We start from the raw sequence: 19,065 nt of genomic DNA, 5'->3' as shown, positions 1-19,065 counted from the left end.
AAACATTGAACCGAACCCGCGCGACGCTCCGCGCCGCGCGATCGAACCTCACATCATGACCGAACCGACCCGCGCCCAAGCCGCCACGCCCACCACCGAAGGGCTTGCCGTAGATGAGAACAAGATCATCGCCGAGCGGCGCGAGAAACTGCAGGCCCTGCGCCAGCAAGGCGTGGCCTTCCCCAACGATTTCCAGCCGACGCACCAGGCCGGCGCGCTGCACGCGCAGTATGGCGAAACGGACCAGGCCACGCTGGAAGCCAGCCCGGTGGAAGTGTCCATCGCCGGACGCATGATGCTCAAACGCGTGATGGGCAAGGCCAGCTTCGCCACGGTCCAGGACGGCAGCGGCCAGATCCAGTTCTACATCACGCGCGACAAGGTCGGTGAAGACGTCTATGCCGCGTTCAAGCACTGGGACCTCGGCGACATCATCAGCGCGCGCGGAGAACTGTTCCGCACGAACAAGGGCGAGTTGTCGGTGCAAGTGCGCGAACTGCGCCTGCTGTCGAAGGCGCTGCGTCCCCTGCCGGACAAGTTCCATGGCCTGGCAGACCAGGAAACCAAATACCGCCAGCGCTATGTGGACCTGATCGTCTCGCCGGAAACGCGCAGCACGTTCCGCGCCCGCACCCAGGCAATCTCGTCGATCCGCCGCCATATGGCCGACGCCGGCTTCATGGAAGTGGAAACGCCGATGCTGCACCCGATTCCGGGCGGCGCGGCGGCCAAGCCGTTCATCACGCACCACAACGCACTGGACATGCAGATGTTCATGCGCATCGCGCCCGAGCTCTATCTGAAGCGCCTGATCGTCGGCGGCTTCGAGCGCGTGTTCGAGATCAACCGCAACTTCCGTAACGAAGGGGTGAGCCCGCGCCACAACCCCGAGTTCACGATGATGGAGTTCTACGCGGCCTACACGGATTACCGCTGGCTGATGGACTTCACCGAGAACCTGATCCGCCAGGCTGCGATTGACGCGCGTGGCAGCGCCACGGTGACGTACCAGGGCCGCGAACTTGATCTGTCCAAGCCGTTTCACCGCCTGACGATCTGCGGGGCGATCCAGAAGTACGCGCCGGAATACACCGACGCGCAACTTGCCGATGCCGACTTCCTGCGCGCCGAGCTCAAGAACAAGTTCAAGATCAACACCAGCGCGCCGCAGTTCCTGAACGCCGGCCTGGGCACGCTGCAGCTGGTGCTCTTCGAGGAAACCGCCGAAGCGCAACTCTGGGAACCGACCTATATCGTCGACTACCCGGTCGAGGTATCGCCGCTGGCGCGCGGCTCGGACACGCAGCCGGGCATTACCGAACGCTTCGAACTGTTCATCACGGGCCGCGAGATCGCCAACGGCTTCTCCGAGCTTAACGACCCGGAAGACCAGGCCGAGCGTTTCCGCAAGCAGGTCGAGCAGAAGGATGCGGGCGACGAGGAAGCGATGTACTTCGACGCCGACTACATCCGCGCGCTCGAGTACGGCATGCCTCCGACAGGCGGCTGCGGTATCGGCATCGACCGCCTGGTGATGCTGCTGACCGACAGCCCGAACATCCGCGACGTGATCCTGTTCCCGCACCTGCGCCGCGAGGACTGATTCTCACGGCCGAACCCACCGGCCAGTGAGAATATGACCCTGACCAAGAGCCCCGCCCACGCGGGGCTTTTGCTTTGTTGAGGCGCCCGGCAACTGCACATCGCGTGCCCGATTGTTACAACGTCATTGTCAACGATGATCGAGCACAGATATAAGCCATTGATTGCCAAGCATTTTTGGGACTACAGATACTTACAAAAACGAACGGTAATGCGCTCTGGTATCGGCCAAACTTGAAACTATCCACTGCGCATGCGGTGACCTGGAGAACAAGCAAATGTCTGGTCCGGAAACCCTCCCCTCCTTGCCGACCCAACGCCGCCTGAATCCGCTGATTGGCGCGGCGGCTGTGTCGATCGTCGTTGCCAGTCTCGCGGCCGTGGCAGCGATCACGGGTGTGCTGCCGATCAGCAAGGCCAACCAGGGTGGCACCGAGCCCACCGCGGCACAGTACAACGCGCAACCGGCCACGCAAGCGGAGACGCAAGCAGAGACACAAACGTCTGCGCCCGGCTCGACCACACGCCCGCCGGCCTATGACAGGCAGTACGCCCAAAACGCAATGCCACAAGCGCCTGCCCAGCAACAGCAACAGCCACAGCAACAACAGCAGCAACAACCGTCGCAGACCGAGCCGAATACCGCCGCACGGCCCAGCCATACGGCTGGCCACGTAACCGGCGTGCAAGTAGTGGAATCTGAAAAGCCAACCTCCGGTCTTGGCGCGGTGGGTGGTGCGGTAGTGGGTGGCCTGCTCGGCAACCAGATCGGCAGCGGCAATGGCCGCATTCTGGGGACTGTCGCGGGCGCGGCAGCCGGCGGCTTCGGCGGCAACTACGCCGAGAAGAAACTGAACACGAACAAGTCCTACCGCGTCAGCGTGCAGATGGACGACGGCTCGCGCCGTACGTTCACCTACCAGAACCCTCCGGGTGTGGAAGCTGGACAGCGCGTGCACCTCGAGCGTGGAGTGCTTGTGACGGGCTGACAGCCGCGCGTTCAAGCCAATCAGCAAGACTCTGATCTGGCGCAACCTTGAACCGGGGGCTGGCTTTTTGCCGGCCCTGATTGTTAAGATGGCCCGATTTCTTTGCTGGCCACTGTAATGTTGTTGTCTGAAGTTCTGTCTTTTCTGTCGCGCCGTCTGCGCATGTCAGTCTTGTTGTTGAGCGCCACCGCGTGGATGGCGCCTGTCCATGGACAGGAGGTGCTTGTACTGGGCGGCTTGCAGCGCTCTGACCAGGGTGGTGAATCCAGCTACGGCTACACCTACAGCTACCAGCACAATCTGTCCGAGAACTGGTACGCATCGTTCTCCTATCTGAACGAAGGCCATATCCCCGACCACCATCGCGATGGTCACAGCGTTCAGCTCTGGTGGCGCTATCCATTTGCCGACCGGAATCTCAACGTCGCCGTCGGCATTGGCCCCTATCGCTATTTCGACACCACCAGCCGAAGCTCAGGCAATGGCTCCGACAACGACCACGGCTGGGGCGCATTGGCCAGCTTGTCCGCCACCTGGTATGTCAACGGCGGCCCGTGGATGGTGCAGGCGCGATACAACCGCGCGCAGACGCGGTCGAGCATCAAGACCAATACGCTGCTGCTCGGCGTGGGCTACCAGCTCGATCGTGGCGATCGCGGCGGACCCGTGGTGCCGCCGCCGTCTCGCACGAATAACGTCACGCAGAATGAATTCACCGTGTTCCTGGGCGGGACCATTGTGAACACGTTCAATTCGGAAACGTCGTTCGCCAAGGCGATCGAATACCGGCGCGGCCTGAGCCGCTACCTGTCAGGCACGGTGAGCTATATCAATGAAGGCCAGAACGCCGCATTGCGCCGCAATGGCGTGGCCGCGCAGCTGTGGGTGGAGCGCGCATTCTTCAATGACAAGCTGACGCTGGGCGTTGGCGCCGGGCCCTACTACGCGATCGACCTGAGCAATCACGGCCAGGCCGCACCCGAGACACCGTCGCGGTGGTCGGGGCTGATGACGATGTCGGCCAGTTACCGGATCAACCAGCAATGGTCTGCACGCCTGTCGTGGAACCGGACGGTGACCGGCTATGACCGGGACACGGACATCATCATGGGCGGTATCGGCTACCGCTTCTGACGCGGAAAACAAAAAAGCACGGCATGATCGCCGTGCTTTTTTTCTCAAAGGTCACGCAGGCTTACTGCGCTTCCTCGATCCACGCTGCCTGAATTGCCTCCAGGATCTTCTCGCCCGAACGCTCGGGCAGATCGCTAAAGTCGTCGAGTTCGAGCACCCACTGGCGCAGTTGCGTGAAGCGCACCGTCAGCGGATCGACCTCCGGAAACTTGTCATAGAGCGCGGCGGCGATATCGTAGGTATCAGTCCATTTCATAAGGAAACTCCGGGCGTCAGGCTCAGTGGCCTTCCTTGGCATGGTTGATCGTGTACTTCGGAATCTCGACGGTCAGGTCGTCGTCCGCCACCAGCGCCTGGCACGACAGGCGTGAATTCGGTTCCAGACCCCATGCCTTGTCGAGCAGGTCTTCTTCCTTTTCCTCGGCGTCTTCGAGCGAATTGAATCCCTCGCGCACGATCACGTGGCAAGTGGTGCAAGCGCACGACTTCTCGCACGCATGTTCGATCTCGATGCCATTGGCAAGCAACGCGTCGCAGACGCTCGTGCCGGTCTTGGCTTCGAAGACAGCCCCTTCGGGACACAACTCGACGTGGGGCAAAACGATGATCTGTGGCATTTCTATCCTGTTGTCTTTCCGCGGCGCGGGCAGCGCCGCCTTCAGCCGATTTCCTGAACCTTCTTGCCGGCCAGCGCGCTCTTGATCGAGCGGTCCATGCGGCGTGCGGCAAACTCGTCGGTGCCTTGCGAGAGGCGTTCGACCGCCGCCTTGATCGCGCGATGGTCCTCGCCCTTGGCGATTTCGCTCACATTGGCAATCAGCGCGTCGACTGCGGCACGCTCGTCGGCGGACAGAAGGTTGCCGTCGGTTTCGAGCGCACGCGTAGTGGCTTCCACCAGACGGGCAGCGTCCACGCGTTCCTCGGCGAGCGCGCGGTTCTTCATGTCGTGCTCGGCTTCCTGGAAGCTCTCCTGCAACATGCGGGCGATATCGTCATCGGCCAGGCCATACGAAGGCTTGACCGTCACAGATGCTTCCACCCCGGAACCGATCTCGCGGGCCGACACCGACAGCAGGCCGTCGGCATCCACCTGGTAGGTCACGCGGATACGCGCCGCGCCGGCCACCATCGGCGGAATGCCACGCAGCTCGAAGCGCGCCAGCGAACGGCAGTCGCTGGCCAGCTCGCGCTCGCCTTGCAGCACGTGAATCGCCATTGCGGTCTGGCCGTCCTTGAACGTGGTGAACTCCTGCGCGCGCGCCACGGGAATCGTGCTGTTGCGCGGGACGATCTTCTCGACCAGCCCACCCATCGTTTCCACCCCCAGCGAGAGCGGGATCACGTCGAGCAGCAGCCAATCCTCACCCGGCGCATGGTTGCCGGCCAGCAGGTTCGCCTGCATGGCTGCGCCCAGCGCCACAACCCGGTCCGGATCGAGGTTGGTCAGCGGCTGCTGGCCAAAGTAGTCGCCCACCGCCTTGCGGATCGCCGGCATTCTCGTGGCGCCACCCACCAGGACCACGCCCTTCACGTCCTCGGGACCGACACCGGCGTCACGCAACGCCTTGCGCACCGGCGTCAGCGTCTTCTGCACCAGGTTGGCGGTGATCTGTATGAAGGTATCGGCATCCAGCGTGAGATGCACGATCTCGCCGCTCGTCAGCACGGCGTCAATCACCGTGCTGTCACTGGACGACAGCGCTTCCTTCGCCGCGCGGGCGCGCACCATCAGCAGACGCGAGTCTTCGGCGGACAGCGGTTGCAGACCGACCTGCTCGACGATCCAGCACAGCAGGCGCTGGTCGAAGTCGTCGCCACCGAGCGCCGAATCGCCGCCCGTCGACATCACTTCGAACACACCCTTGGTCAGCTTGAGCACCGAGATATCGAAGGTGCCACCGCCCAGGTCATAGACGGCGTAAATGCCTTCCGCGGCGTTGTCGAGGCCATAGGCAATCGCGGCGGCAGTCGGCTCGTTGAGCAGGCGCAGCACCTCGAGGCCCGCCAGTTGAGCGGCGTCCTTGGTGGCCTGACGCTGTGCATCGTCGAAGTACGCCGGCACCGTGATCACGGCACCGACCAGTTCATCACCAAGCGAGTCTTCCGCGCGTTGGCGCAGCGTGGCAAGGATCTCGGCCGAGACTTCCACCGGGCTCTTGATGCCGGCAGCGGTCTTCAACTGGACCATGCCCAGCGCATCGACGAAGTCGTACAGGCTGTGCTCGATATTGGCCACGTCGCGCACGCCACGGCCCATGAAGCGCTTGACCGAAATGATCGTGTTCTTGGGATCGCGCACGGCCTCGTCCTGGGCCTTGTAGCCGATATGCGCATTGCCGTTCGGCAAATAACGCACCACGGACGGCAGCAGCGCGCGGCCGTGCTCGTCGGGCAGGACTTCGGGAATGCTGTTGCGCACGGCGGCCACCAGCGAGTTGGTGGTGCCAAGGTCGATACCCACGGCCAATCGGCGCTGATGGGGCGCCGGCGACATGCCGGGTTCGGAAATCTGGAGCAGTGCCATGGTATTTCTTCAATCCTCGAGACGATCGATCGCCTCGCTCGCGTCGTGTTCGATCTTCTCGATAAACATTAGCTGTCGTGCCGCCTCGCCAGCGGCGCCGTTATCGTCTGCATCAAGCAGCGCGCCGAGCGCCGCGTGGCGCTCGAGCTTTTCCTGACGCAGATCGCGCAGCAGGCGATCCAGTTGATCCACCGCGCGGCTGTCGACCGCATCCTGCAGCGCCTCACGCCATTCCATCTGCTGCATCAGGAATTCGGGTGCCATGGCCGTATTGCTCTCGGCCTGGATATCGACGCCCCGCAGATGCAGAAGATAGATCGCGCGCTTGAGCGGCTGACGCAGCGTCCGGTATGCCTCGTTGGCATGTGCGGCCCACTGCATGGCCACGCGCCGCTCGGCATCGCCCGCATTGGCGAAACGGTCCGGGTGTGCCTGCGACTGGACCGTGCGATAGGCCGCGTCCAGCGCGGCCTCGTCCACTTCATAACGGGCAGGCAGCCCGAACAGCGCAAAAAAATCGTCTTTCAAGAGCTTCCCCAACAAAAAGGAGCGGCTATGCCGCCCCCTGTTGCATGCCTTGCGGCAAAAGCCGTCAGACCCGGAACGACTCGCCGCAGCCGCACTCGTCCTTGACGTTGGGGTTATTGAACTTGAAGCCTTCGTTCAACCCTTCGCGTGCGAAATCCAGCTCGGTGCCGTCGATGTACGGCAGGCTCTTCGGGTCCACGATCACCTTGATGCCGTGCGTTTCAAACACCTGGTCTTCGGGCAGCACTTCATCGACGTACTCAAGCTTGTACGCCAGACCCGAACAGCCGGTCGTCTTCACGCCCACGCGCAGGCCCACGCCCTTGCCGCGGCGTTCCAGGTATCGGGCGACGTGCTTGGCCGCCTTTTCGGTCATTGAGATCATCTTTGCCTTGCTGTCGAACACCGCGCGCGACCCACTTGCCACGCGCGGTCATGCAAACCGTCTACGCCGGATCAGGCAGCCTTCTGCTCGGCGCCCGGGTGCTTCTTCTTGTAATCATCGACGGCCGCCTTGATGGCGTCCTCGGCGAGGATCGAGCAGTGGATCTTCACCGGCGGCAGGGCCAGTTCCTCGGCGATCTGGGTGTTCTTGATCTCCAGCGCCTGGTCCACGGTCTTGCCCTTGACCCACTCGGTCACCAGCGACGACGAGGCGATCGCCGAGCCACAACCATAGGTCTTGAACTTGGCGTCTTCGATCACGCCAGCCTCGTTCACCTTGATCTGCAGCTTCATCACATCGCCGCAGGCCGGGGCGCCGACCATGCCGGTACCCACCGCGTCGTCGTTCTTGTCGAACGAACCGACGTTACGCGGATTTTCATAGTGGTCGAGAACCTTGTTGCTGTAAGACATTTTGGCTACCTCTAATCAATCTTTTAATGGGGTTGTTCTTTTTACGTGTGCCGCAATCAGTGCGCGGCCCACTGGATCGAATTCAGGTCGACGCCGTCCTTGAACATTTCCCACAGCGGCGACAGGTCGCGCAGCTTGCCGATCTTGTTCTTGAGCAGTTCGACGGTGTAGTCGATTTCGGCTTCGGTCGTGAAGCGGCCCACGGTGAAACGGATCGAGCTGTGCGCCAGCTCATCATTGCGCCCCAGGGCGCGCAGCACGTACGACGGCTCCAGCGAAGCCGACGTGCAGGCCGAACCCGACGACACGGCCACGTCCTTGATCGCCATGATCAGCGACTCACCCTCGACGAAGTTGAAGCTGACGTTGAGGTTGTGCGGCACGCGGTGTTCCATCGAGCCGTTCAGGTACACCTCTTCCATGCTCGACAGGCCATTCCACAGGCGGTCGCGCAGCATCCGGATACGTTCGTTTTCCGTGGCCATTTCCTCGCGGGCCAGACGGAATGCCTCGCCCATGCCAACGATCTGGTGCGGAGCCAGCGTGCCCGAGCGCATGCCGCGCTCGTGACCGCCGCCGTGCATTTGCGCTTCGATGCGCACGCGCGGCTTGCGGCGGACATACAGCGCTCCGATGCCCTTCGGGCCATAGGTCTTGTGGGCCGAGAACGACATCAGGTCGCACTTCAGCGTGCTCAGGTCGATGGTCACCTTGCCGGTCGCCTGCGCGGCGTCGCAATGGAAGATGATGCCCTTCTCGCGGCAGATCTCACCGATCTGCTCTACGTCCTGGATCACACCAATCTCGTTGTTCACCAGCATCACCGACACCAGGATCGTGTCCGGGCGAATCGCCTGCTTGAACACATCCATGTCGATCAGGCCGTCATCCTTGACGTCGAGGTACGTCACCTCGAAGCCCTGACGCTCCAGTTCACGCGTGGTATCGAGCACGGCCTTGTGCTCGGTCTTCACGGTGATGATGTGCTTGCCCTTGCCCGAGTAGAAATTCGCCGCGCCCTTGATGGCGAGGTTGTCCGACTCGGTCGCGCCCGACGTCCAGACGATTTCGCGCGGATCGGCGCCGACCAGCGCGGCCACCTGCTCGCGCGCCTCTTCCACAGCGCGCTCGGCGTCCCAGCCATACGCGTGGCTACGCGACGCCGGATTACCGAACTGCTCGCGCAGGTACGGAATCATCTTGTCGGCCACGCGCGGGTCCACCGGCGTCGTTGCCGAGTAATCCATGTAGATCGGGAAATGTGGGGTGGTGCTCATCGTTATGACTGCCTTATAGGTACAGCTAATCGCTTAATGTCTACCGATAGTTTACTGCAGCCGCGAAATCCCTGCTCAGGACTGCGCGAGGCTGAATACCGAATTGACCACGCGGGGGCGTGCCGGCTTTTCCTGCTTGTCCGCCTTGCCACGGGACACGGCGACCGGCTGCTGCGCGGCGTCTTCGCGCATGTCGTGCAGCACCGCCGGCTGGCGGGCGCGCTGCTGGTCGACCAGATTCTTCAGGGAGACGGAGTCGAGATACTCAACCATCTTCTGGTTCAGCGTGGCCCACAGTTCGTGGGTCATGCAGCGTCCGCTGCCGTCATCTCCGTTACAATTGCCCTTCCCCCCGCACTGCGTCGCATCGAGCGGTTCGTCCACGGCGATGATGATGTCCGCCACCGTGACGTCCTCGGCCTTGCGGGCGAGACTGTACCCGCCGCCCGGGCCACGCACGCTCTCCACGATTTCGTGGCGGCGCAGCTTGCCGAACAGCTGTTCCAGGTACGACAGGGAGATCTTCTGACGTTGACTGATGCCTGCCAGGGTGACAGGACCCTGGTCCTGGCGCATGGCCAAGTCGATCATGGCGGTTACCGCGAAACGGCCTTTGGTGGTCAGTCTCATGATGCTCGGGGAGGAATACTTGAGGATTTCGGTCGAGTATAAGATTTTCCGACTAAATCAGTCAAGTACCCCTTGCTGCAATGCAGTGTTCCACTCGCTATAACGACGGGCTTCCCTCGGGCGCCGAATCCGGCGCTTTACGCGGCGGAATCAGCAATGAAAGCGGGTGCCGGAGAATGCGCTGACGCACCGCCCGCACCACTTCCCGCCGATCGACCCGACGCAGGTTGCGCGAGCGCAGGGCCATGTTGAAAGCCAGCGCGAAGCTCACCGCCACGTTCAATACCCCCATCAGCGCGATCCCCGCCACCGCTAGCCACAGGGCGGGCATGCGCAGCGCATCGAGCCCAAGCACGCCAATGGCTGCGCCGATCGAACCCGTTGAAAGCGTCACATGGCGCACTTCCATGTGCGGGCCGAAGAAGCTCAGGATCTCTGGCCCCAGCCCAAGCAGAAAGCCCAGCGACACGTTGGCCGTGATGCCCGAGAGATTGCGTTTCCAGAAGTCGGCCAGGCGCATCGCGCCGCGTTGACCGAGTACATAGCGCAAGCGCCGGTTGTAGGCCATGACATCGTGCACACGATGCAGCGCGAACCAGTTGTCGGCCCATCCCGCGATCAGGCTCGACAGCCAGAGCAGCACGCCCGTGAAGATCGCATAGAGCGGCGTAGGGCCAAGGATCGAGAACGATTCGATCGTCGCGATCGCCTTCGCGGGCGTCAGCAGGTGGGCGCCGAACGCCTTGCCCACGCCCCACTCGATCGCCAGCGCCACCGGGAACACCACGGACAGGTTGCCGAAGATCGCGGCCGCATTTGACCGGATCATGGCGATCGTGTCGTCGACGAAAATCTCGCGCCCTTCCGGCCGCCCAGCGCCGTCGAGCCGGTGTGCCAGCGCCGGCCCCGTCATGGCCGGCTGCTTGGTGGCCAGCGTGAAATGCGCGAAATGGATCGCGAGGAAGCTACCCGCGTAGTTCAGCGAGGCCAGGAAGCCTTCGATGAACTTGTCCAGGTGAAGCCCGTAGATCAGGAACTTCAGGTAGACGGTGAGGACGGTAACCAGACCACCGCCCATCGCGGCGCGCATCAGTTCGGCATACTCCTTGCGATCGCGCGTGATGTAGTGCTCGCCGCTCTCGGCCGAACGCTCGACGACCTTGCGCGCGAGTTGCGCGAACGACGAACTCATCAGATGCCCGACGCTGCGCCGCGCCTGCGTCGATCGGATCAACTCGGCAATCAGGTGCGCGTGCCGCCCATGGTGCGAGGGATCGACCCATGCGGTGAGGAGCAGATCGATGCGTGCCAGGCGAGCCTTCATCCGCTCGATCTGGAACACCACCTCCACGGAGACACCGTTTTCCTCGAGATCCTCGTAGACCTGGCGCGCGGCTGCGTGGCAACCGTCGAGCAGGCCACGGAAATAATTGAGCCGATGGACGAATGCATCATCGTGCGCCAGTCCTTCCTCGCACAATGCCGCGACAGCGCGGTCCAGGCGGAAGAACGGTGTCTCGTCCACACGCCCACGCAGGCGGCTGCGGATCGCCTGACTCAGCCCCGTCGCCTTCACCTGGCTCACCAGAACCTGGATGCTGGCCGTCAGCGTTGCCTCGCGCGCCTTGCGCAGGCGCTTGACGCCATCCCCTTCTTCCGCCCCGCCCTCGGCGCCCACCAGCAACGCCTGGGCAAGCCGCTCGACCAGTTCGTCGTCGAGTGTCTCGACCCAGTCAGCGTCGTTCTCATCGACAAACAACAGCGCGAACAGGCCCGCCATATCGCTGCGATTCGGGGGCGGCGGCAGGAAGCGCGCCTGGAGCCGGTCCGCCATCTCGCTCCAGATCCCAGGGTGGGAGGCCACGCCGGTATCGCAGAACAGCGAGGTCGGATCGTTGTCGCGCACGATCGAGCGGACCGTGCGGGCGAAGCTGTCGGCCCAGTCGGGATGCCGGGCCAGCACCTGCAGCAGGTAACGCAGACGAACATGGACCGGAAAACTGCGGCTGCCGGCCCCGCCCGCCTCCGCGCCGGCATCGAGATTGCCGTCCCGGCGCAGCCAGTAGGCGAGTTCGATCAGCCATTGATTTCGGTCGGCGAGCAGCGCATCGGGGTCGGCCGCGGCCAGGATGGCATCCAGTTGCAGGCTGGCATTGCGTGACTCGCGCCACTTTCGAAACAGGGAACGCAGCATCAGATCAGCCGCTTCCGCAACATCTCGATCACGCCGTCACAGGCATCCTCGATATAGTCCAGCACGCGCTCGAAACCATCGCCCTCGCCGTAGTACGGGTCGGGCACTTCCTCGGCGTTGTGCTGCGTGGCAAAGCTCATCAGCAGGCGTAGCCTGTCGGCGCCAGCATCGGCATGGAGCGCGCGCAGCGCCGAAAGGTTGGCCTGGTCCATCGCCAGCACCAGGTCGAAGCGACTGAAGTCCGCCACGACCACCTGCCGGGCACGCAGTGCGGACAAGTCGTAGCCGCGTCGCAGCGCATGGCGCTGGCTGCGCGCGTCGGGCGCCCTGCCCACGTGATAGTCATGCGTGCCGGCCGAATCGAGTTCGACCAGATCGGCAAGGCCGGCGGCCTCGAGCTTGGCGCGCAGGACACCCTCCGCCGTCGGGGAACGGCAGATATTGCCCATGCAACACATCAGAATGGCGTACTTTTTCATCGGCGCGATTCTACCGCCTGCCGACTGACGCCGAAACGACTTCGCCCGGTCAGAGCTGCTCGGCGATCGCCTTGCCACGCGCGAATCCGGCCGCCTCGGCTTCTTCGGGCGTTCCGTACCGCTCGGAGGGTGGCGCTGTTTCCACCATCGTGCTGGCAGCGCGGATATTCGTGCCCTTGCGGCACACCCGCACCGTGTATTCCCATGCGATCGGTGAACGGGGTTTCACCAGCACCTGAATCTCGTGCGTCTCGAAAACCCTCTTCTTCCACTCACTGCTATAGGCCATTACCTGTCTCCTGCGTCCTGCGCTTCCGGATGCTGCGCGTTGCCGGCCCGTCAGTTCACTTCACCGGCGTCGATCGTACGCATGGCCTCGGCTTCCGCCAGGGCAAGCGCAGCCTCGGGCGAATGCGCCGTGCCGGTTTCCGTCTCGAAAGTCGGGCCGCCGGGCTCGCCGAACGCGTCGGCAATCGTCAATACCCCGGCAAACCCACCGCCCGCGTGCGGGACTGCACGGGCCACTACCGCATAACCACCATATTCGAACTGACTCACCATGGCGTGCTCCTTGTCCGTGATCCGGCGTCTCCGCCCCAACCACTATAGGATGCCGGCGATACGCCGTGGCTCGGGGTGATCCCCGATCGACCTCTTACGCGGACGGCGGCAGGAGATGATCGCCGTCGGCCCCAGCCCCGAACACCTGCGTCCGCAGCTTCGCGAGTTGATCGCGCACCTGGGCCGCCTTTTCGAACTCCAGGTTCTTGGCGTGGTCGAGCATCTGCTTCTCCAGCCGCTTGATCTCCTTGGCCACCTGCTTTTCGCTCATGTCTTCGTACCTGGCCCGCTCGGCGGCGGCCGTCAGTTCGGCCTTGACATCGTCGGCGTTGTAGACCCCGTCGATGATGTCCTTGATGCGCTTGACCACGCCTCGCGGCGTGATGCCGTTGGCTTCGTTGAAGGCCATCTGCTTCTCGCGGCGACGCTCGGTTTCCCGGATCGCCACCTTCATCGAGTCGGTCATGCGGTCGCCATACAGGATGGCCGTGCCATTGACGTTACGCGCGGCCCGCCCGATGGTCTGGATCAGAGAACGCTCGGCGCGCAGGAAACCCTCCTTGTCCGCATCGAGGATCGCCACCAGCGACACCTCGGGGATGTCGAGCCCCTCGCGCAGCAGGTTGATGCCCACGAGCACATCGAACGTGCCAAGCCGCAGGTCGCGAATGATTTCCACGCGCTCGACGGTATCAATGTCCGAATGCAGGTAGCGGACCTTCACGCCGTTTTCCGAAAGGAACTCGGTCAGTTGCTCCGCCATGCGCTTTGTCAGCGTCGTCACCAGCACACGTTCGTTGACCTTGACCCGCTGATGGATTTCCCCAAGCAGGTCGTCCACCTGCGTCGTGGCCGGCCGCACCTCGATCACCGGATCGACCAGCCCGGTCGGCCGCACCACCTGCTCGACCACCTGCCCCGCGTGCTCCTTCTCGTAGTTCGCCGGAGTGGCTGTCACAAACACCGCCTGGCGCATCTTTCGCTCGTACTCGTCGAACTTGAGCGGCCGGTTGTCCAGCGCCGAGGGCAAGCGGAAGCCGTACTCGACCAGCGTGGTCTTGCGCGCGCGGTCGCCGTTGTACATGCCGTTCAACTGGCCGATCAGCACGTGGGACTCGTCCAGGAACATCAGCGCGTCTGGCGGCAGATAGTCAACCAGCGTCGGCGGTGGCTCGCCCGGCTTCGCGCCCGACAGATGGCGCGAATAGTTCTCGATGCCCTTGCAGAAGCCCAGTTCGGTGAGCATCTCCAGATCGAACCGCGTACGCTGCTCGAGCCGCTGCGCCTCCACGAGGCGGTTCTCCTTGTAGAAGAAATCCAGCCGCTCGCGCAGCTCCACCTTGATGTCCTCGATCGCACGCAGCACCGTTTCACGCGGCGTCACATAGTGGCTCGAGGGATAGACCGTGAAGCGCGGAATCTTCTGGCGCACGCGGCCGGTCAGCGGATCGAAGAACTGCAGCGAATCCACCTCGTCGTCGAACAGTTCGACGCGCACCGCCATCTCGGCGTGCTCGGCCGGGAAGATGTCGAGCGTGTCGCCGCGCACGCGGAACGTGCCGCGCTGGAAGTCAGTCTCGTTGCGCGTGTACTGCATCGCGATCAGGCGGGCGATGACATCGCGCTGGCTGATCTTGTCGCCAGTACGCAGCGTCAGGATCATCTGGTGGTATTCGCTCGGATTGCCGATACCGTAGATCGCCGACACCGTGGCGACGATGATCGTGTCGCGTCGTTCCAGCAGGCTCTTGGTCGCCGACAGCCGCATCTGCTCGATATGCTCGTTGATCGACGAGTCCTTCTCGATGAACAGGTCGCGCTGCGGCACGTAGGCCTCGGGCTGGTAGTAATCGTAGTAGCTGACGAAATACTCGACCGCGTTGCGCGGGAAGAACTCCCGGAACTCGGAATACAGCTGCGCCGCCAGTGTCTTGTTTGGCGCGAAGACAATGGCCGGCCGGCCCATCCGGGCGATCACGTTGGCCATCGTGAAGGTCTTGCCGGAGCCGGTCACGCCCAGCAGCGTCTGGTACGACAGGCCGTCCTCCACGCCCTCCACCAGTTGGCGGATCGCCTCCGGCTGGTCGCCCGCCGGCGAATACGGCTGATAAAGCTGGAATGGAGACCCCGGAAACGTGACGAATTTGTCTTCATCCAGGGCGGGGGCGGCTTCAGCAAGGTTCGTCATAAACGTAGGGAAATACCTGAGGAAAACTGGCGGATACGCTAGAATCTTGGGGTTGCGCGGCTTGGTTCAAGCACAGTCTGCCCGACGCTGCTGTCAGGTTCTGTCAGGAGTGTGTTCCAGGTTCCGCTGCAGCCACTGCGCAGTCGAAGCGATTCTACGCCCTCCGTTTTGTTACACAGCTGACCACGAGATTCCAAATGAGTTTGTTTTCTGCCGTCGAGATGGCCCCGCGCGACCCGATCCTGGGCCTGAATGAAGCGTTCAATGCTGATACCCGCGCCACCAAGGTGAACCTGGGCGTTGGCGTGTACTTCACCGACGAAGGGAAAATTCCGCTGCTGCGCGCCGTGCAGGAGGCCGAAAAGGCCCGCCTGACGACCGCCACGCCGCGTGGCTACCTGCCGATCGAAGGCATCGCCGCCTATGACCAGGCCGTGCAAACCCTGCTGTTCGGCAAGGAATCGGCCCTGATCTCCGAAGGCCGCGTGGTGACGGCTCAGGCACTCGGCGGCACCGGCGCCCTGAAGATCGGCGCCGACTTCCTGAAGCGCCTGTACCCGAACGCATCGGTCGCAATCAGCGATCCGAGCTGGGAAAACCACCGCGCGCTGTTCGAAGCCGCCGGTTTCCCCGTGATCAACTATGCCTACTACGACGCTGCCAGCCACGGCCTGAACTTCGCCGGCATGGTGGAATCGCTGAAGTCGTACCCGGCCAACACGATCGTCGTGCTGCACGCCTGCTGCCACAACCCGACCGGCGTGGATCTGGACGAAGCCCAGTGGAAGCAGGTCGTGGAACTGGTCAAGGAACGTAACCTGATCCCGTTCCTGGACATGGCCTACCAGGGCTTTGCCGAGGGTATCGAGCCGGACGGCGCCGCTGTGCGCCTGTTCGCGGAGTCGGGCCTGCCGTTCTTCGTTTCCAGCTCGTTCTCGAAGAGCTTCTCGCTGTACGGCGAGCGCGTAGGCGCCCTGTCGATCGTGACCACGGGCAAGGAAGAAGCCCAGCGCGTGATGTCGCAGATCAAGCGCGTCATCCGCACGAACTACTCGAACCCGCCGACCCACGGCGGCACCGTGGTGGCCACCGTACTGAACAGCCCGGAACTGCGCGCCATGTGGGAGCAGGAACTGGCCGAAATGCGCGACCGCATCAAGCTGATGCGCCATGCGCTGGTCGACAAGCTGGCCGCCAAGGGCGTGCCGGGCGACTTCTCGTTCGTGAAGGCCCAGCGCGGCATGTTCTCGTACTCGGGCCTGACCTCGGCCCAGGTGGACCGCCTGCGCAACGAACACGGCATCTACGCCGTGAGCACGGGCCGCATCTGCGTGGCAGCGTTGAACAGCCGCAACATCGACGCCGTGGTGAACGCGATCGCCGCCGTCTACTAAACCGGCGACATCGGACGGGCGCCGCACCAAAATGCGGCATCCGGCAGCGAAAGGCGACCTGGAGGCCACTCCGGTCGCCTTTTTCTTTGGGCGCTCGGAAATGTCATCTGGAATATAGGCAAATGCCCTATTGTCTTCCCCACTTGCAGGTACAACGATGAGGTTTATGCTGCAAAGCACGATCGTTCTATTCCGTGCATAATCGGTTGCACGACATCCGTTGGCGACAAGAAAGGCTAGACAGGTACCCCCATGCTTTATCAACTGCATGAATTCCAGCGCACGATGCTGAACCCGCTTACCGCGTGGGCCCAAGCGACTGCAAAGACATTTACGAACCCCCTCAGCCCTCTTTCACTGGTCCCCGGCGCTCCTCGGCTGGCAGCAGGCTACGAATTGCTGTACCGATTGGGAAAAGCCTACGAAAAGCCGGAATTCAACATCAAATCCGTCCGTTCGAATGGCCGCGACATTCCGATCGTCGAACAAACCATCCTGGACAAGCCGTTCTGCAAGCTGGTGCGCTTCAAGCGCTATGCGGACGATCCGGACACCATCAAGCTGCTCAAGGACGAGCCGGTCGTGCTGGTCTGCGCGCCGTTGTCCGGCCACCACTCCACGCTGCTGCGCGATACCGTGCGCACTTTGCTGCAGGACCACAAAGTTTATGTGACCGACTGGGTGGACGCCCGCATGGTGCCGGTGGAGCACGGCGAGTTCCATCTGTCCGACTACATCCGTTACATCCGGGAGTTCATCCGCCACATTGGCGCGGAGAACCTGAATGTGATCTCCGTGTGCCAGCCGACCGTGCCGGTACTTGCCGCGATCTCGCTGATGGCGTCGGCAGGTGAGAAGACCCCGCGCACCATGACGATGATGGGTGGCCCGATCGACGCGCGAAAGAGCGCAACGGCGGTCAACTCGCTCGCCACCAACAAGTCCTACGAGTGGTTCGAGAACAACGTCATCTACACGGTGCCGGCCAACTACCCGGGCCACGGCCGCCGCGTCTATCCGGGCTTCCTGCAGCACGCCGGCTTCGTGGCGATGAACCCGGACCGCCATGTGTCGTCGCACTATGACTACTACCTGAGCCTGGTCCAGGGCGGGTCCGACGACGCCGAGGCGCACGTCAAGTTCTATGACGAGTACAACGCCGTCCTCGATATGGCGGCCGAGTACTACCTCGAGACGATTCGCACGGTGTTCCAGGAATTCCGCCTGGCCAATGGCACGTGGGTTGTCGACGGCGAGCCGGTGCGTCCGCAGGACATCAAGAGCACTGCCCTGCTGACGATCGAAGGCGAGCTCGACGATATTTCGGGCGCCGGCCAGACCGCCGCCGCGCACGACTTGTGCACCGGCATCGCGAAGACCCGCAAGCAACACCTGACCGCCGAGAAATGCGGCCACTACGGGATTTTCTCGGGCCGCCGCTGGCGCGATAGCGTCTACCCGGAACTGCGCGATTTCATCCGCAAGTACCGCGCCTGACCGTCGCGCGTCGCATCAAAGTCAAACGCCCGCGAAGACTCGCGGGCGTTTTTTTATTTGCCGATGCCGGCGCCAGCTTCAGCGCTTCAGATACGACAGCAGCATCTTGGTATGCAGATCGGCAAAGCGCTCGTGCTCCTCCTCCGAGGCCACGTCGCGGCCGATCACGGCACTGATCGTGTAACGATTCGACAGCACGTAATAGCCGAGCGCCGAGATGGTCAGGTAGAACTGCGGCACGTCGATGTCATCGCGGAACAGGCCCTGCTTCTGTCCTCGCTTGATGATGTCGGCCAGCACGTCGACCACCGGGTTGACGAGCTGATGCAATTGCGCGGACTTCTTCAGGTGCCGCGCCTCGTGCAGGTTCTCGCTGTTCACCAGCCGGATGAACTCCGGATGCTGGTAATACCAGTCCCAGACGAAGCGAGCCAGCGTGCGGACGGCGGCAACCGGGTCTTCGTCGGTGATGTGGAGGCGCTCTTCGTCCGCGCGAAACTCCGCATACTGCTTTTCGAGCACCGCAAGGAACAAGCCCTCCTTGCTGCCGTAGTAGTAATAGAGCATCCGCTCGTTGGTCTCGGCGCGGCGCGCGATCTGGTCGACGCGCGCGCCGGCCAGCCCGCCCTTGGCAAACTCTTCCGTGGCCGCAGCCAGAATGCGCCGGCGCGTGCCCTCGGGGTCCCGCTTGGTTCTTGGCTCGTTTGACATGAATTCCTGGTCTGTGAGTTGCGCGGATTATGGCACACAGCAATGTCGCATCGCCCTGTTCCTCCCCGAACGGGTGACGCAGCGCATCATCGCTTTTTCTGGCCCGCGACGAAATCGGGGATAATCCTTGCCGCGCACACGCTCGCCAGAAGCGTGCCAGATTTCAGCCGTCCCTCGATATACGTTTCGCAGTCGTGACTACCACCCCCTCAGCCGCCGCCAGCCTGGCGGATCGCCTTGAAGCCCTGCTGCCACAAACCCAATGCACCAAGTGCGGGTTCGATGGCTGCCGCCCCTACGCCGAAGCCATGGCGCGCGGTGAAGCGGCAAGCAACCGTTGCCCCCCGGGCGGCGCCGAAGGCATCGTGCGGCTGTCAGCGGCGCTCGGCGTCGCGCCACAGCCGCTCGACCCGGAACGCGGCGTGGAGCAACCCCGCGCGGTCGCCCGGATCGAAGAATCGCTCTGTATCGGCTGCACGCTGTGTATCCAGGCCTGCCC

The 19,065-nt window shown here is 63.1% G+C and carries 20 protein-coding genes; 6 read left to right on the top strand and 14 right to left on the bottom strand.

Annotated elements, in window-relative coordinates; translation table 11 throughout:
* The first annotated feature begins 55 nt into the window (after positions 1-55).
* The 3 genes from lysS (at position 56) to B2246_RS05250 (ending at position 3,725) form a co-directional block, all read left to right on the top strand.
* On the top strand, positions 56-1,603 hold the full coding sequence (gene lysS, locus B2246_RS05260; protein ID WP_011515826.1) for a lysine--tRNA ligase: 1,548 nt from the start codon (positions 56-58) through the stop codon (positions 1,601-1,603).
* A gap of 277 nt (positions 1,604-1,880) precedes the next feature.
* On the top strand, positions 1,881-2,591 hold the full coding sequence (locus B2246_RS05255; RefSeq protein ID WP_008649274.1) for a glycine zipper 2TM domain-containing protein: 711 nt from the start codon (positions 1,881-1,883) through the stop codon (positions 2,589-2,591).
* Between the two features lie 162 nt (positions 2,592-2,753).
* Positions 2,754-3,725, top strand: coding sequence for a hypothetical protein (locus tag B2246_RS05250; protein ID WP_234818973.1), 972 nt, complete (start codon positions 2,754-2,756; stop codon positions 3,723-3,725).
* Positions 3,726-3,786: 61 nt separating this feature from the next.
* On the opposite strand, the gene iscX is transcribed toward B2246_RS05250, so the two are convergent.
* The 13 genes from iscX to uvrB all read right to left on the bottom strand — a co-directional run bounded on the left by iscX (position 3,787) and on the right by uvrB (position 14,964).
* On the bottom strand, positions 3,787-3,981 hold the full coding sequence (gene iscX, locus B2246_RS05245; RefSeq protein WP_008649279.1) for a Fe-S cluster assembly protein IscX: 195 nt from the start codon (positions 3,979-3,981) through the stop codon (positions 3,787-3,789).
* A gap of 22 nt (positions 3,982-4,003) precedes the next feature.
* The gene (gene fdx / locus B2246_RS05240; RefSeq protein ID WP_008649280.1) at positions 4,004-4,342 is read right to left on the bottom strand and encodes an ISC system 2Fe-2S type ferredoxin; all 339 of its coding nucleotides are present in this window, start codon (positions 4,340-4,342) and stop codon (positions 4,004-4,006) included.
* Between the two features lie 41 nt (positions 4,343-4,383).
* Positions 4,384-6,249 carry a Fe-S protein assembly chaperone HscA gene (hscA, locus tag B2246_RS05235; protein WP_286880191.1) on the bottom strand — a complete coding sequence of 622 codons (1,866 nt, stop codon included), beginning with the start codon at positions 6,247-6,249 and terminating at the stop codon, positions 4,384-4,386.
* Positions 6,250-6,258: 9 nt separating this feature from the next.
* Complete coding sequence (gene hscB, locus B2246_RS05230; protein ID WP_008649287.1) at positions 6,259-6,777, bottom strand: Fe-S protein assembly co-chaperone HscB; 519 nt, start codon at positions 6,775-6,777, stop codon at positions 6,259-6,261.
* A 64-nt stretch (positions 6,778-6,841) separates the two neighbouring features.
* Positions 6,842-7,162 carry an iron-sulfur cluster assembly protein IscA gene (iscA, locus tag B2246_RS05225; RefSeq protein WP_008649296.1) on the bottom strand — a complete coding sequence of 107 codons (321 nt, stop codon included), beginning with the start codon at positions 7,160-7,162 and terminating at the stop codon, positions 6,842-6,844.
* A 71-nt stretch (positions 7,163-7,233) separates the two neighbouring features.
* On the bottom strand, positions 7,234-7,635 hold the full coding sequence (gene iscU, locus B2246_RS05220; protein WP_008649297.1) for a Fe-S cluster assembly scaffold IscU: 402 nt from the start codon (positions 7,633-7,635) through the stop codon (positions 7,234-7,236).
* A gap of 56 nt (positions 7,636-7,691) precedes the next feature.
* On the bottom strand, positions 7,692-8,912 hold the full coding sequence (locus B2246_RS05215; protein WP_008649298.1) for an IscS subfamily cysteine desulfurase: 1,221 nt from the start codon (positions 8,910-8,912) through the stop codon (positions 7,692-7,694).
* 75 nt (positions 8,913-8,987) lie between these two features.
* On the bottom strand, positions 8,988-9,542 hold the full coding sequence (iscR, locus tag B2246_RS05210; RefSeq protein ID WP_008649299.1) for a Fe-S cluster assembly transcriptional regulator IscR: 555 nt from the start codon (positions 9,540-9,542) through the stop codon (positions 8,988-8,990).
* 97 nt (positions 9,543-9,639) lie between these two features.
* Entirely contained in the window at positions 9,640-11,736 is a 2,097-nt protein-coding gene (locus B2246_RS05205; protein WP_186425244.1) for a site-specific recombinase, read from the bottom strand.
* Entirely contained in the window at positions 11,736-12,215 is a 480-nt protein-coding gene (locus B2246_RS05200; RefSeq protein ID WP_008649301.1) for a low molecular weight protein-tyrosine-phosphatase, read from the bottom strand. The genes B2246_RS05205 and B2246_RS05200 overlap by 1 nt, the downstream gene beginning before the upstream one ends.
* 49 nt (positions 12,216-12,264) lie before the next feature.
* Positions 12,265-12,504: a hypothetical protein gene (locus B2246_RS05195; protein ID WP_008649302.1), complete on the bottom strand. Its 240-nt coding sequence runs from the start codon at positions 12,502-12,504 to the stop codon at positions 12,265-12,267.
* 50 nt (positions 12,505-12,554) lie between these two features.
* Complete coding sequence (locus B2246_RS05190; RefSeq protein ID WP_008649303.1) at positions 12,555-12,776, bottom strand: hypothetical protein; 222 nt, start codon at positions 12,774-12,776, stop codon at positions 12,555-12,557.
* Between the two features lie 94 nt (positions 12,777-12,870).
* Positions 12,871-14,964, bottom strand: a complete 2,094-nt coding sequence (gene uvrB / locus B2246_RS05185; protein ID WP_286880185.1) for an excinuclease ABC subunit UvrB — start codon at positions 14,962-14,964, stop codon at positions 12,871-12,873.
* Positions 14,965-15,161: 197 nt separating this feature from the next.
* Between uvrB and B2246_RS05180 the strand changes: the two genes are divergently transcribed.
* On the top strand, positions 15,162-16,358 hold the full coding sequence (locus B2246_RS05180; protein WP_008649306.1) for an amino acid aminotransferase: 1,197 nt from the start codon (positions 15,162-15,164) through the stop codon (positions 16,356-16,358).
* Between the two features lie 252 nt (positions 16,359-16,610).
* Positions 16,611-17,855: a polyhydroxyalkanoate depolymerase gene (locus B2246_RS05175; protein WP_286880183.1), complete on the top strand. Its 1,245-nt coding sequence runs from the start codon at positions 16,611-16,613 to the stop codon at positions 17,853-17,855.
* 78 nt (positions 17,856-17,933) lie between these two features.
* Here the strand turns inward: B2246_RS05175 and B2246_RS05170 are convergent, their stop codons facing one another.
* The gene (locus B2246_RS05170) at positions 17,934-18,566 is read right to left on the bottom strand and encodes a TetR family transcriptional regulator (protein WP_008649310.1); all 633 of its coding nucleotides are present in this window, start codon (positions 18,564-18,566) and stop codon (positions 17,934-17,936) included.
* A gap of 194 nt (positions 18,567-18,760) precedes the next feature.
* Between B2246_RS05170 and B2246_RS05165 the strand changes: the two genes are divergently transcribed.
* On the top strand, positions 18,761-19,065 hold a 305-nt coding region (locus B2246_RS05165; RefSeq protein WP_349676969.1), incomplete at its 3' end, for an RnfABCDGE type electron transport complex subunit B.

The organism is Cupriavidus sp. UBA2010, assembly GCF_002335265.1.
Lineage (GTDB): Bacteria > Pseudomonadota > Gammaproteobacteria > Burkholderiales > Burkholderiaceae > Cupriavidus > Cupriavidus metallidurans.
The sequence above is the reverse complement of the archived record's forward strand: the minus strand, read 5'-3'. Positions and strand labels throughout refer to the sequence as shown.